The sequence below is a fragment of the Micromonospora globosa genome (assembly GCF_000717585.1).
GTDB classification, from domain to species: Bacteria; Actinomycetota; Actinomycetes; order Mycobacteriales; family Micromonosporaceae; genus Micromonospora; species Micromonospora aurantiaca.
Map to the genome: position 1 here is coordinate 162,081 of NZ_JNZR01000003.1, position 12,898 is coordinate 174,978.

A 12,898-nucleotide genomic window follows, 5' to 3' on the forward strand; every position below is an offset into this window, starting at 1 on the left:
AGATAGACGTGATTCAGCAGGAGTCGCGACTGCGCGTCGCCGACAACACGGGTGCCCGGGAGATCCTGTGCATCCGGGTGCTCGGCGGCTCCGGTCGGCGCTACGCGAGCATCGGCGACGTCATCGTGGCGACCGTCAAGGACGCGATCCCCGGTGCCGGTGTGAAGAAGGGCGACGTCGTCAAGGCCGTCGTCGTTCGGACCGCCAAGGAGAGGCGGCGGCCGGACGGGTCGTACATCCGCTTCGACGAGAACGCCGCCGTCATCATCAAGGACGGTGGGGACCCGCGCGGTACCCGCATCTTCGGCCCGGTGGGCCGGGAGCTGCGGGACAAGCGGTTCATGAAGATCATCTCTCTCGCGCCGGAGGTGTTGTGACCGTGAAGGTCAAGAAGGGCGACACGGTCGTCGTCATCGCCGGCAAGGACAAGGGTGCCAAGGGCAAGGTCATCGCGGCCTACCCGAGGCAGGACAAGGTCCTGGTCGAGGGCGTGAACCGGGTCAAGAAGCACACCCGCATCAGCACCACCCAGCGTGGCGCCAAGACCGGTGGCATCGTCACCCAGGAGGCCCCGATCCACGTCTCGAACGTGATGGTCCTGGACTCCGACGGCAAGCCGACCCGCGTCGGCTACCGGATCGACGACAACGGCCAGAAGGTCCGCATCGCGCGTAGCACCGGTAAGGACCTCTGATGACCACGGCTACCGAAACCAAGACCCTGCCGCGCCTCAAGGAGCGGTACCGCAACGAGATCGTGGGCGAGCTGCAGAAGCAGTTCGAGTTCGCCAACCCGATGCAGGTTCCGCGGCTGGTCAAGATCGTCGTCAACATGGGTGTCGGCGAGGCCGCTCGCGACGCCAAGCTGATCGACGGGGCCGTCCGCGACCTGGCCACCATCACCGGCCAGAAGCCGCAGGTCCGGCGGGCCACCAAGTCCATCGCGCAGTTCAAGCTCCGCGAGGGCATGCCGATCGGCGCGAAGGTCACCCTGCGCGGCGACCGGATGTGGGAGTTCCTGGACCGGCTGCTCTCCATCGCGCTGCCGCGTATCCGTGACTTCCGCGGCCTGGACGGGCGCAAGCTCGACGGGCACGGCAACTACACGTTCGGCCTGACCGAGCAGTCGGTGTTCCACGAGATCGACCAGGACAAGATCGATCGCCAGCGGGGCATGGACATCACGGTGGTCACGACCGCCACGACCGACGACGAGGGCCGGGCGCTGCTCAAGCTCCTGGGCTTCCCGTTCAAGGAGAACTGAGATGGCCAAGAAGGCGCTGATCCTCAAGGCGGCCGCGAAGCCGAAGTTCTCGGTTCGCGCGTACACCCGCTGCCAGCGGTGCGGGCGTCCGAAGGCGGTCTACCGCAAGTTCGGTCTCTGCCGGGTGTGCATCCGGGAGATGGCCCACCGCGGTGAGCTGCCCGGCGTGTCCAAGGCTTCCTGGTAATAGCCCGGCGCGCTCCGGCGCGTCAGCTGAACTGTCTCTTCGCCGTAGGCCCCGGGCCTGGCCCGGGGAACCCCGGCGAGAAAGGTTGACGAGTTTTCATGACGATGACCGACCCGATCGCAGACATGCTCACGCGTCTGCGTAACGCCAACCAGGCGTACCACGACCGGGTGACGATGCCCTACTCGAAGATCAAGGCGAACATCGCCGAGGTCCTCAAGGCCGAGGGTTACATCGCCACCTGGTCGGTCGAGGAGCCCGAGGAGGGCGCCGTCGGCAAGCGACTGGTCGTCGAGCTGAAGTACGGCCAGAACCGCGAGCGGAGCCTGGCCGGCATCAAGCGCGTGTCCAAGCCCGGTCTCCGGGTGTACGCCAAGTCGGACGGGCTCCCGCGGGTGCTCGGCGGGCTGGGCGTGGCGATCATTTCGACGTCCCAGGGGCTGCTCACCGACCGGCAGGCCCGCAAGCGGAGCGTTGGCGGGGAAGTCCTCGCCTTCGTCTGGTAACGGGAGACAGGTAGAAATGTCGCGTATTGGACGTAAGTCGATCCCGGTGCCTGCCGGCGTCGACATCACGATCGACGGCCGGACCGTCAAGGTCAAGGGCCCCAAGGGCGAGCTGAGCCACGTGCTGGCCGAGCCGATCACGGCGGAGCGGGGCGAGGACGGCGAGCTGCACGTCAACCGGCCCAACGACGAGCGCAAGGCCAAGGAGCTGCACGGCCTGAGCCGTACGCTGGTGGCCAACATGATCGTCGGTGTCACCGAGGGCTACCGCAAGAGCCTGGAGATCGCCGGTACCGGTTACCGCGTGACCGCCAAGGGCAAGGACCTGGAGTTCGCGCTCGGGTTCTCGCACCCGGTCCTGGTTCCGGCGCCGGAGGGCATCACCTTCACGGTCGAGAAGCCGACGCTGTTCCACGTGGCCGGCATCGACAAGCAGCAGGTCGGCGAGGTCGCCGCCAACATCCGGAAGATCCGTCCGCCGGAGCCCTACAAGGGCAAGGGCGTGAAGTACCAGGGCGAGGTCATCCGCCGCAAGGCTGGAAAGGCAGGTAAGAAGTGAGCGCCACGCTGCTCAAGCGCCGCCGCGGCGTCGCCGCCAAGCGTGCCGTCGGGCGTGCGCGTCGGCACTTCCGGGTCCGCAAGAACGTCAGCGGCACCGCCGAGCGTCCCCGCCTGGTCGTCACCCGCTCCCTGCGCCACGTGGTGGCCCAGGTCGTGGACGACACCAAGGGTCACACCCTGGCGTCGGCCTCGACCATGGACGCCTCGCTGCGCGGCGCCGAGGGCGACAAGAGCGCCCTGGCCGGCAAGGTCGGCGCCCTGCTCGCCGAGCGCGCCAAGGCCGCCGGCGTCTCGAAGGTCGTCTTCGACCGCGGTGGCAACCGGTACGCGGGGCGTGTCGCCGCGCTTGCCGACGCCGCCCGCGAAGCCGGGCTCGAGTTCTAGAAACCCCGTCACGAGAGAGAAGGAAGGCTGCTGATGCCAGGTCAACAGCGCCGTGGCGGCGGGTCCGGTGGCAACGAGGGTGGTCGCCGCGACAACCGCCGTGAGGGCGGCCGCGGAAACGCGCCCGTCGAGAAGACCCCGCACCTCGAGCGGGTCGTCGCGATCAACCGCGTCGCCAAGGTCGTGAAGGGTGGTCGTCGCTTCAGCTTCACCGCCCTGGTGATCGTGGGCGACGGCGACGGCACCGTCGGTGTGGGCTACGGAAAGGCCAAGGAGGTGCCCGCGGCGATCGCCAAGGGTGTCGAGGAGGCCAAGAAGCACTTCTTCAAGGTGCCGCGGATCGGTCAGTCGATCCCGCACCCGGTCACGGGCGAGGACGCCGCCGGTGTGGTGCTGCTCAAGCCGGCCTCCGCCGGTACGGGCGTCATCGCCGGTGGCCCGGTGCGTGCCGTGCTGGAGTGCGCGGGCATCCACGACGTGCTCTCCAAGAGCCTCGGCTCGTCCAACCCGATCAACATCGTGCACGCCACGGTGGCGGCCCTGAAGGGGCTCGAGTCCCCGGAGCAGGTCGCGGCCCGTCGTGGTCTGCCGGTCGAGGACGTCGCGCCGGCCGCCATGCTGGCGTCGCGGGCGGGGGTGGCGTCCTGATGGCACGCCTGAAGGTCACCCAGGTCCGGTCCGAGATCGGGACCAAGAAGAACCAGCGTGACTCGCTGCGTTCCCTCGGTCTCAAGCGGATCAACGACGTGGTGGTCAAGGAGGACCGGCCGGAGATCCGCGGCATGATCTTCACGGTCAACCACCTCGTGAAGGTCGAGGAGGTCGAGTAATGACGATCAAGGTGCACCACCTGCGTCCGGCTCCCGGCGCCAAGACCGACAAGACCCGTGTGGGTCGCGGTGAGGGCTCGAAGGGCAAGACGGCCGGTCGCGGTACCAAGGGTTCCAAGGCCCGCAAGAACATCTCGGCGGCGTTCGAGGGTGGGCAGATGCCCATCCACATGCGCCTGCCGAAGATGAAGGGCTTCAAGAACAAGTTCAAGGTCGTGTTCCAGGTGGTCAACCTGGACCGGCTGGCCGAGCTGTTCCCGAACGGCGGCCAGGTCGGCCCGGTCGAGCTGGTCGAGGCCGGCGCGGTCCGCAAGGGTCACCCGGTCAAGGTGCTCGGCACCGGCGACCTCGGCGGCGTGTCCCTCCAGGTGTCGGCGCACGCGTTCAGTGCGTCGGCCAAGGAGAAGATCACCGCCGCCGGTGGCTCGGTCACCGAGCTGTAAGACGATGTTCATGGCGCCCGCTCAGTTGTTCGCGACTGGGCGGGCGCCATGGTCTACCGGCCACGTGTGCGCCGGGTAACATCGGATTCGGTTTATGTAGCCGGGCGCATCTGCCCGGACCGGGACCGGGCTGTTAGAGTCCGTTCCCAGCCATGGATTCCGGACACTCCGTCCGGCACCACACCCCGCCCCGCCAGGGACTCGTCACCGGCGGCCCGCGTCGCGCAGGAGGAAGAAGTTGCTGTCCGCCTTTCTCAGTGCGTTCCGTACGCCTGACCTGCGCAAGAAGCTGCTGTTCACAGTAGGCATCATCGCGGTCTACCGGCTGGGCGCCACGCTGCCCAGCCCGGGCGTCTCGTACGGCAACGTGCAGAAGTGCCTCGACACGATCCAGGGTGGCAGCACGGGTGTGCTGAACCTGCTGGATCTCTTCTCCGGTGGCGCGCTGCTCCAGCTCTCGGTCTTCGCGCTGGGCATCATGCCCTACATCACCGCGTCGATCATCCTTCAGCTGCTGACGGTGGTGATCCCGCGCCTGGAGCAGCTCCGCAAGGAGGGCCAGGCCGGGCAGGCCAAGATCACGCAGTACACCCGCTACCTGACGCTGGGCCTGGGTGTCCTCCAGGCCTCGGCGTTCGTGGCGCTGGCCCGCTCCGGGCAGCTGTTCAACAACCAGTGCGACCAGTTCCCGATCGTGCCCGAGGGCACCGGCATCCCGAACTGGCTGACCCTGAGCATCCTGGTCATGACCATGACCGCCGGCACCGGCGTGGTGATGTGGCTCGGTGAGCTGATCACCGACCGGGGCGTCGGCAACGGCATGTCCGTGCTGATCTTCACCTCGATCGCGGCCCGCCTCCCCAGCGAGGGCTGGAAGATCAAGACCACCAAGGGCTGGGGGATGTTCCTCCTCGTCATCGCCCTGGTGCTGGTGGTCATCACCGCTGTCACGTTCATCGAGCAGGCGCAGCGCCGCATCCCGGTGCAGTACGCCAAGCGCATGATCGGCCGGCGGATGTACGGCGGCACGTCGACCTACATCCCGCTGAAGGTGAACCAGGCGGGCGTCATCCCGGTCATCTTCGCCTCGTCGCTGCTCTACCTGCCGCAGCTCGCGCTCCAGTTCTTCGATCAGAACGACCCGGGCAAGGTCCAGGCGTGGATCCAGAACCACATCGTGAAGGCGAGCGCGCCGGAGCACATCGCGATCTACTTCCTGCTGATCATCTTCTTCACGTACTTCTACGTGTCGATCACGTTCAACCCGACCGAGGTCGCGGACAACATGAAGAAGTACGGCGGCTTCGTGCCGGGCATCCGCCCCGGCAAGCCGACCGCCGAGTACCTCGACTTCATCCTCAGCCGGATCACCCTGCCGGGCGCGCTCTACCTGGGCATCGTCGCGATCCTGCCGAACTTCTTCTTCATCTGGCTCGACAACCAGCAGTTCCAGAACTTCCCGTTCGGCGGCACCGCTGTGCTCATCATGGTCGGCGTCGGTCTGGAGACCGTGAAGCAGATCGAGAGCCAACTCATGCAGCGGAACTACGAAGGGTTCCTGCGGTAGATGAGACTCGTTCTGGTTGGCCCGCCGGGCGCGGGCAAGGGCACACAGGCGGAGTTCGTCGCCGCGCACCTCTCGGTGCCGAAGATCTCGACCGGTGACATCTTCCGGGCGAACGTCTCCCAGGGCACGCCGCTGGGCGTCGAGGCCAAGCGGTACATGGACGCCGGCAAGCTGGTTCCGGACGAGGTCACCATCAACATGGTGCGGGACCGGCTCGCCGAGCCGGACGCGAGCGAGGGCTTCCTGCTCGACGGCTTCCCGCGGACCACTCCGCAGGCCGCCGCGCTGGACAAGCTCCTCGCCGACCTCGGCACCGCGCTGGACCTGGTGCTGGAGCTGGTCGTCGACGACGACGAGGTGATCCGGCGGCTGTCCGGCCGGCGCACCTGCCGCGGCTGCGGCAAGATCTGGCACGTCGAGTTCGACTCGCCGAGCCGGGAGGGCGTCTGCGACCGCTGCGGCGCCGAGCTGTTCCAGCGCGACGACGACAAGCCGGAGACCATCGCCGCCCGGCTGCGGGAGTACGCCGAGAAGACCGCGCCGCTCGTGGACTACTACGGCGCCCAGGGCAAGCTGGTCGGCATCGACGCGACCGGCCCGGTGGAGGACGTCACCGTCCGCGCCATCGACGCGCTGCGCTCGTACGGCGGCTGAGGTCCCACCCGCCACCCGGCGGATAGAGTGCGAACAGCGGGGTACGTGCGACGTGCCCCGCTGCTCCGCGTACGCGTGACGAAAGGTAACCACCACCATGCGCCGTCCCCAGCTGGACATCCAGCTGAAGACCCCCGAGCAGATCGAGCTGATGCGGGCCGCCGGTCTGGTCGTCGCCCGTGCCCTGCGCCGGATGCGGGAGGCGGTGGCGCCGGGCGTGTCGACGGCCGACCTGGACGCGATCGCCGAGTCGACCATCCGCGAGGCGGGCGCCGTGCCGTCGTTCAAGGGCTACCACGGCTTCCCGGCGTCGATCTGCTCCTCGGTCAACCGGCAGGTGGTGCACGCCATCCCGTCGGCCGAGCAGGTGCTGCGCGAGGGCGACCTGATCTCGATCGACTGTGGCGCGGTGCTGGACGGCTGGCACGGCGACGCGGCGGTCACGGTGCCGGTCGGCGAGGTCGACCCGGCGCTGCTGCGGATGACGGCGGTGGCCGAGGACGCCATGTGGGCCGGGATCGCCGCCGCGGCGCGCGGTGCGGCCTCCGGCAAGGGCCGGCTCACCGACATCTCCCACGCGGTCGAGACGGCGGTCCGCAAGGGCGGCCGGTACGGCATCGTCGACGGCTACGGCGGCCACGGCATCGGCACCGAGATGCACCAGGACCCGCATGTGCTCAACCACGGGCGTCCCGGTAAGGGGCCGCGCCTGGTGCCGGGCCTGGCGCTCGCGATCGAGCCGATGATCACGATGGGCTCGCCGCGTACCGTCGAGCTGTCCGACGGCTGGACCGTGGTGACCCGGGACGGGTCGATGGCGGTGCACGTCGAGCACTCGATGGCGCTGCTGGACGACGGCGTGTGGGTGCTGACCGCCGAGGACGGCGGACGGGCCCGCCTGGGTGACCTGGTGACCAAGCGGCAGACGTCGGTGGACTCCCCGGCCTGATCGGGGCCCCGGCCGCCCCGGATGACCGGCCACGTCGTGCCGGGCTGGCGATCGGGTGACATGCTTGCTCCCATGGAGGAGCGCAACCGCATGCGGGCGGCCGACGCGGACCGTGAGGCCACCGCGGAGCGACTCCGGGCGGCGTTGAACGAGGGCCGGCTCGACCTGCACGAGTACGACGACCGGCTGCGCCGGGCGTACGGGTCGAAGACCTACGGCGAGCTGGACGAGCTGCTGACCGACCTGCCCGGCGCCGGCCCGGCTGGGCGCCCCCTGCCGGCGCCTCGTGCGGCCGGGGAGGGCGGGGTCGCGGTCCCGGGCACGGAGGCCGTGAGCGGGGCGCGCAGCGCCTGGCTGCTGGGGGTCTGGGGGCCGTGGCTCAAGGTGGCCCTGATCCTCACCGCGATCTGGTTCGTCTCCCAGCTGGCTGAGGGCGAGTTCGAGTTCGACGACTACTGGCCGCTCTGGGTGCTCGGCCCGTGGGGCGCCGTGTTGCTCTACCAGACCGCGCAGGGGCTGGCCACCGGAGCACCGGAGAAGGACGCCGAACGCCGGCGGCGCAAGCAGGTCGAGCGGGAAGCCCGCCGGCGGGCGAAGCGCGAGCTTCCGGAGACGTGACCTGCGTCATATCCGAGCCGTCCGGGTGACTGTCGCGCCGGTCGGTTTGGCGAGCACGTACGGGTCGGCGTACACTTTCTGATCGGCGCACAGCGTCCACTCCGCCATGCCCACCCTGCGCTTCGGTGGGAGTCGGAGCCGCGGCTGGCGCGGGTTTCCTGATCTTGGTCAGTTCACCCGTGTAAGACGTTGTGGGCCGTCCGGAGTAACCGACGTCAGGACAGCGGAGGACATGCCGAAAAAAGACGGAGCCATCGAGATCGAGGGTCGGGTCATCGAGCCCCTGCCGAACGCCATGTTCCGGGTGGAGCTCGCGAACGGTCACAAGGTGCTGGCTCACATCAGCGGCAAGATGCGGCAGCACTACATCCGCATCCTGCCGGAGGACCGGGTCGTCGTCGAACTCTCGCCGTACGACCTGACCCGCGGGCGCATCGTCTACCGCTACAAGTAAGCCTGACGGCGGCCGGGACGTTTCCGTGTCCGTCTTCGACGTCCGGGTCGCGCTGTGTCGCGGGTCCGGGCCAGATGGGAAGTAAGGCAACCGTGAAGGTCAAGCCGAGCGTCAAGAGGATCTGCAACAAGTGCCGGGTGATCCGCCGGCACGGCCGGGTCATGGTCATCTGCACCGACCCGCGCCACAAGCAGCGCCAGGGCTGACGCCCCACACATCACCAGCTCGTCCCAGCCGCGGTCGGGTGCGCAGCGCGTACCCCCTCGTGGTTGACCCCCGGTCGGAGGCCGGGGCCCGCTCGGGCAGCGACCGATCCCGGTCGCCGGCGTTCTTGACGCCGGAAGGACAGGGACGGCCGGTAGCGGGGTGGGACGGGTCCACACCTCCGCCACAACATCACGAGGAGTACGCCCGCACATGGCACGTCTAGTCGGCGTGGATCTCCCCCGCGAGAAGCGGATGGAGATCGCGCTCACCTACATCTTCGGGGTCGGTCGCACCCGCGCCCTGGAGACGCTCGCCGCGACCGGCATCTCGCCGGACAAGCGCGTTCGGGACCTCACGGACGAGGAGCTCGTCGAGCTCCGGAACCACATCGAGGGCAACTACAAGGTTGAAGGCGACCTGCGCCGCGAGGTCGCCGCTGACATCCGCCGCAAGGTCGAGATCGGCTGCTACGCCGGTATCCGGCACCGCCGCGGTCTGCCCGTGCGTGGCCAGCGCACCAAGACCAACGCGCGGACCCGGAAGGGCCCGAAGCGGACCGTGGCCGGCAAGAAGAAGCCCGGCAAGAAGTAACTAGGAGCGCACAGACTTATGCCACCGAAGGCTCGTGCCGGAGCCGCCGTCAAGAAGGTCCGGCGCAAGGAACGCAAGAACGTCGCCCACGGGCAGGCGCACATCAAGAGCACCTTCAACAACACCATCGTGTCCATCACGGACCCGACCGGTGCGGTCATCTCCTGGGCCTCCTCCGGCCAGGTGGGCTTCAAGGGCTCCCGCAAGTCGACTCCGTTCGCCGCGCAGCTCGCCGCCGAGGCCGCCGCGCGCCGCGCGATGGAGCACGGCATGCGCAAGGTCGACGTGTTCGTCAAGGGCCCCGGCTCCGGCCGGGAGACCGCCATCCGTTCGCTGCAGGCAGTCGGCCTCGAGGTCGGGCAGATCTCCGACGTCACGCCGCAGCCGCACAACGGGTGCCGTCCGCCGAAGCGTCGCCGGGTCTGAGAGGTTAGAGAGAGATGGCTCGTTACACCGGTGCTGACTGCCGCCGTTGCCGGCGGGAGAAGATGAAGCTGTTCCTCAAGGGCAGCAAGTGCGATGGTCCGAAGTGCCCGTTCGAGTCCCGGCCGTTCCCGCCCGGGCAGCACGGCCGCGGCCGCACGAAGGAGACGGAGTACCTGCTCCAGCTCCGTGAGAAGCAGAAGGCCCGTCGTGTCTACGGCGTGCTGGAGAAGCAGTTCCGCGGCTACTACGAAGAGGCCGTGAGCAAGGAGGCCAAGACCGGCGAGGTCCTGCTGCAGATCCTCGAGTCGCGGCTGGACAACGTGGTCTACCGGGCCGGCTACGCCAAGTCCCGGGACATGGCCCGTCAGCTGGTCAAGCACGGCCACTTCACGGTGAACGGCAAGAAGGTCGACATCCCGTCGTACCGCGTCAAGGAGCACGACATCATCGAGGTGCGTGCCAAGAGCAAGGAGCTCACCCCGTTCCTCGTGGCGCAGGGTGAGGCCGGCTCGCGGACCGTTCCGGCGTGGCTGGAGGCGATCCCGAGCCAGATGAAGATCCTCGTGCACTCGCTCCCGGCCCGCCAGGTGATCGACACCCAGGTCCAGGAGCAGCTGATCGTCGAGCTCTACTCCAAGTAAGGGCTCGTTGCGGTGGCCCGTCCTCCGGGGCGGGCCACCGGAACAGTTGTGTCGTGGGCGTCAAATAGCGGGCGCCCCGGAAGAGAAGAGAAAAGATGCTCATCAGCCAGCGACCGTCTCTCTCCGAAGAGTCGATCAACGAGACCCGCTCCCGGTTCACCATCGAGCCGCTGGAGCCCGGCTTCGGCTACACGCTGGGCAACTCGCTGCGGCGTACGCTGCTGTCCTCGATCCCGGGTGCGGCGGTCACCTCGATCAAGATCGACGGTGTGCTGCACGAGTTCACCACGATCCCCGGCGTCAAGGAGGACGTGGTCGAGCTCGTCATGAACATCAAGGAGCTGTGCGTCAGCTCCGAGCACGACGAGCCGGTCAGCATGTACCTGCGCAAGCAGGGCCCGGGCGACGTGACCGCCGGTGACATCCAGCCCCCGGCCGGTGTCTCGGTGCACAACCCGGACCTGAAGCTCGCCACCCTCAACGGCAAGGGCCGGCTCGACATGGAGCTGACCGTCGAGCGGGGTCGCGGCTACGTCACCGCGGCGCAGAACAAGCAGGCGGGCGCCGAGATCGGCCGGATCCCGGTCGACTCGATCTACTCGCCGGTGCTCAAGGTGACGTACCGGGTCGAGGCGACCCGTGTCGAGCAGCGGACCGACTTCGACCGGCTCATCATCGACGTCGAGACCAAGCCGTCGATGGGCCCGCGTACCGCGCTGGCCTCGGCCGGTTCGACGCTGGTGGAGCTGTTCGGGCTGGCCCGGGAGCTGGACGAGACCGCCGAGGGCATCGACATCGGGCCGTCCCCGCAGGACGCCCAGCTGGCGGCGGACCTGGCCCTGCCGATCGAGGAGCTGGACCTCACCGTCCGCTCCTACAACTGCCTCAAGCGCGAGGGCATCAACTCCGTTGGTGAGCTCATCGGGCGTACCGAGGCCGACCTCCTCGACATCCGCAACTTCGGTCAGAAGTCGATCGACGAGGTCAAGATGAAGCTCGCCGGGATGGGCCTGGGGCTGAAGGACTCGGCTCCGAACTTCGACCCGGCGCACGTCGTGGACGCCTTCGGCGAGGCGGACTACGACACCGACGACTACCGCGAGACCGAGCAGCTCTAGTCCGCGCTGCCGCCACACCTGAGGAGCACCAAGCATGCCCACGCCCACCAAGGGCCCCCGCCTCGGCGGCAGCCCCGCGCACGAGCGGCTGATGCTGGCCAACCTGGCCACCGCGCTGTTCCAGCACGGCAAGATCCAGACCACCGAGACGAAGGCCCGGCGGCTGCGTCCGCTGGCCGAGCAGCTCATCACCAAGGCCAAGCGTGGCGACCTCGCCTCGCGCCGCCGCGTGCTGGGCGTCGTCAAGGACAAGGACGTGGTCTACGCCCTGTTCGACCAGATCGCGCCCCGGTACGCCAACCGCAACGGTGGCTACACCCGGATCGTGAAGACCGGTCCGCGCAAGGGTGACGCCGCTCCGATGGCGATCATCGAGCTGGTGGAGGAGCTTCAGATCGCCGAGCCGAAGGCGAACAAGAAGACCGCCGCCCGCAAGGCCGCCCAGCAGGACAAGGTCGAGGCCCTGGCCCCGGCCGAGGAGACCCCGCGCTCCAGCGCCGGTGACCAGGACGCCGAGGCGCCGGTCTCCGCGTCGGGTGACACCGCCGCCGCCCGTGAGGACAGCGACGAGGCCACCGAGAACGACAAGGCCTGACATCAGGCTCGACCGGGCCCGGCATCCCCTCGGGGGTGCCGGGCCCGTCGCCGTCGACAGGAGGTACGAGGTGGACGAGCGGACCCGGCTGCGGCTGGACGTCTCGTACGACGGCACCGACTTCTCCGGCTGGGCGCCCCAGCCGGCCCGGCGCACAGTGGCCGGCGTGCTCATGCAGACGCTGGACCTGGTGCTCGGCGCGGGCACGGCGACCGGCCTGACGGTGGCCGGGCGTACCGACGCCGGGGTACACGCCACCGGGCAGGTCTGCCACCTCGACCTGCCGACTCCCGTGTGGCGGGAGCACGAGGGCCGGTTGCTGCGCCGGCTGGCCCGGCTCCTGCCCCCGGACGTCCGGGTACGCGCGATGACCGAGGTGCCCGCCGACTTCGACGCCCGGTTCTCGGCCACGTTCCGGCGCTACGAGTACCGGGTCACCGACGCCCCGTGGGGCGCCGAGCCGCTGCGCCGCGGGGACACCCTGGCCTGGCCGAAGCCGCTGGACCTGGCGGCCCTGAACGCCGCCGCTGCCGGGCTGGTGGGCGAGCACGACTTCGCCGCGTACTGCCGGCGCAAGGAGAACGCCACCACGCTGCGCGAGGTGACCCGGCTGGACTGGCGGCGCGACCCGGACGGGATCCTGGTCGCCACAGTGCAGGCCGACGCGTTCTGCCAGAACATGGTGCGCAGCCTGGTCGGGGCGATGCTGGTGGCGGGCGACGGGCGGCGGCCGGTCCAGTGGCCGGCCGGCCTGCTGACGCGCCGCGAGCGCTCCAGCGAGGTGACTGTGGCGCCCGCGCACGGCCTCGCCCTGGTCGCTGTGGGCTACCCGGGCGACCCGGCCGAGTACGCCCGCCGCGCCGAGGAGACCCGCCGGTTGCGGGTGCCGGTGGCCGAGGGCTGA

The 12,898-nt window shown here is 69.1% G+C and carries 22 protein-coding genes; all 22 read left to right on the forward strand.

Annotated elements, in window-relative coordinates:
* Positions 1-8: 8 nt before the first annotated feature.
* The 22 genes from rplN (at position 9) to truA (ending at position 12,898) form a co-directional block, all read left to right on the forward strand.
* Positions 9-377, forward strand: coding sequence for a 50S ribosomal protein L14 (gene rplN, locus IF06_RS0105180; protein ID WP_007465279.1), 369 nt, complete (start codon positions 9-11; stop codon positions 375-377).
* Positions 374-694: a 50S ribosomal protein L24 gene (gene rplX / locus IF06_RS0105185; RefSeq protein ID WP_013288626.1), complete on the forward strand. Its 321-nt coding sequence runs from the start codon at positions 374-376 to the stop codon at positions 692-694. The genes rplN and rplX overlap by 4 nt, the downstream gene beginning before the upstream one ends.
* Positions 694-1,263, forward strand: a complete 570-nt coding sequence (rplE, locus tag IF06_RS0105190) for a 50S ribosomal protein L5 (RefSeq protein WP_013288625.1) — start codon at positions 694-696, stop codon at positions 1,261-1,263. Before rplX ends, rplE begins: the two co-directional genes overlap by 1 nt.
* A 1-nt stretch (position 1,264) precedes the next feature.
* Complete coding sequence (locus tag IF06_RS0105195; protein WP_007073023.1) at positions 1,265-1,450, forward strand: type Z 30S ribosomal protein S14; 186 nt, start codon at positions 1,265-1,267, stop codon at positions 1,448-1,450.
* 98 nt (positions 1,451-1,548) lie between these two features.
* Positions 1,549-1,956 (forward strand): 30S ribosomal protein S8, encoded by a 408-nt coding sequence (gene rpsH, locus IF06_RS0105200; protein ID WP_013288624.1) that lies wholly within the window; start codon positions 1,549-1,551, stop codon positions 1,954-1,956.
* A gap of 16 nt (positions 1,957-1,972) precedes the next feature.
* A complete protein-coding gene (gene rplF / locus IF06_RS0105205) occupies positions 1,973-2,515 on the forward strand; it encodes a 50S ribosomal protein L6 (protein ID WP_013288623.1) in 543 nt (180 codons plus the stop codon).
* Entirely contained in the window at positions 2,512-2,901 is a 390-nt protein-coding gene (gene rplR, locus IF06_RS0105210; RefSeq protein WP_013288622.1) for a 50S ribosomal protein L18, read from the forward strand. The genes rplF and rplR overlap by 4 nt, the downstream gene beginning before the upstream one ends.
* A 33-nt stretch (positions 2,902-2,934) precedes the next feature.
* Positions 2,935-3,549: a 30S ribosomal protein S5 gene (rpsE, locus tag IF06_RS0105215; protein ID WP_013288621.1), complete on the forward strand. Its 615-nt coding sequence runs from the start codon at positions 2,935-2,937 to the stop codon at positions 3,547-3,549.
* A complete protein-coding gene (rpmD, locus tag IF06_RS0105220; protein WP_013473693.1) occupies positions 3,549-3,731 on the forward strand; it encodes a 50S ribosomal protein L30 in 183 nt (60 codons plus the stop codon). Before rpsE ends, rpmD begins: the two co-directional genes overlap by 1 nt.
* On the forward strand, positions 3,731-4,174 hold the full coding sequence (gene rplO, locus IF06_RS0105225) for a 50S ribosomal protein L15 (RefSeq protein WP_013288620.1): 444 nt from the start codon (positions 3,731-3,733) through the stop codon (positions 4,172-4,174). The genes rpmD and rplO overlap by 1 nt, the downstream gene beginning before the upstream one ends.
* A 238-nt stretch (positions 4,175-4,412) precedes the next feature.
* Positions 4,413-5,741: a preprotein translocase subunit SecY gene (secY, locus tag IF06_RS0105230; protein WP_013288619.1), complete on the forward strand. Its 1,329-nt coding sequence runs from the start codon at positions 4,413-4,415 to the stop codon at positions 5,739-5,741.
* Positions 5,742-6,395, forward strand: coding sequence for an adenylate kinase (locus IF06_RS0105235; protein ID WP_013288618.1), 654 nt, complete (start codon positions 5,742-5,744; stop codon positions 6,393-6,395).
* 97 nt (positions 6,396-6,492) lie between these two features.
* Positions 6,493-7,344, forward strand: a complete 852-nt coding sequence (gene map / locus IF06_RS0105240; RefSeq protein ID WP_013288617.1) for a type I methionyl aminopeptidase — start codon at positions 6,493-6,495, stop codon at positions 7,342-7,344.
* Positions 7,345-7,416: 72 nt separating this feature from the next.
* Positions 7,417-7,962 (forward strand): DUF1707 SHOCT-like domain-containing protein, encoded by a 546-nt coding sequence (locus IF06_RS0105245; RefSeq protein ID WP_030269335.1) that lies wholly within the window; start codon positions 7,417-7,419, stop codon positions 7,960-7,962.
* 232 nt (positions 7,963-8,194) lie between these two features.
* A complete protein-coding gene (gene infA / locus IF06_RS0105250) occupies positions 8,195-8,416 on the forward strand; it encodes a translation initiation factor IF-1 (protein WP_007073013.1) in 222 nt (73 codons plus the stop codon).
* A 92-nt stretch (positions 8,417-8,508) separates the two neighbouring features.
* Positions 8,509-8,622, forward strand: coding sequence for a 50S ribosomal protein L36 (gene rpmJ, locus IF06_RS0105255; RefSeq protein ID WP_012184307.1), 114 nt, complete (start codon positions 8,509-8,511; stop codon positions 8,620-8,622).
* 211 nt (positions 8,623-8,833) lie between these two features.
* The gene (gene rpsM / locus IF06_RS0105260; protein ID WP_013288614.1) at positions 8,834-9,214 is read left to right on the forward strand and encodes a 30S ribosomal protein S13; all 381 of its coding nucleotides are present in this window, start codon (positions 8,834-8,836) and stop codon (positions 9,212-9,214) included.
* Positions 9,215-9,232: 18 nt separating this feature from the next.
* On the forward strand, positions 9,233-9,640 hold the full coding sequence (rpsK, locus tag IF06_RS0105265) for a 30S ribosomal protein S11 (RefSeq protein WP_013288613.1): 408 nt from the start codon (positions 9,233-9,235) through the stop codon (positions 9,638-9,640).
* A gap of 14 nt (positions 9,641-9,654) precedes the next feature.
* Positions 9,655-10,281 (forward strand): 30S ribosomal protein S4, encoded by a 627-nt coding sequence (gene rpsD / locus IF06_RS0105270; RefSeq protein WP_013288612.1) that lies wholly within the window; start codon positions 9,655-9,657, stop codon positions 10,279-10,281.
* Between the two features lie 95 nt (positions 10,282-10,376).
* Positions 10,377-11,399: a DNA-directed RNA polymerase subunit alpha gene (locus tag IF06_RS0105275; RefSeq protein ID WP_007073009.1), complete on the forward strand. Its 1,023-nt coding sequence runs from the start codon at positions 10,377-10,379 to the stop codon at positions 11,397-11,399.
* Positions 11,400-11,433: 34 nt separating this feature from the next.
* On the forward strand, positions 11,434-11,994 hold the full coding sequence (gene rplQ / locus IF06_RS0105280) for a 50S ribosomal protein L17 (protein ID WP_030269337.1): 561 nt from the start codon (positions 11,434-11,436) through the stop codon (positions 11,992-11,994).
* A 70-nt stretch (positions 11,995-12,064) separates the two neighbouring features.
* The gene (gene truA / locus IF06_RS0105285; RefSeq protein ID WP_013288610.1) at positions 12,065-12,898 is read left to right on the forward strand and encodes a tRNA pseudouridine(38-40) synthase TruA; all 834 of its coding nucleotides are present in this window, start codon (positions 12,065-12,067) and stop codon (positions 12,896-12,898) included.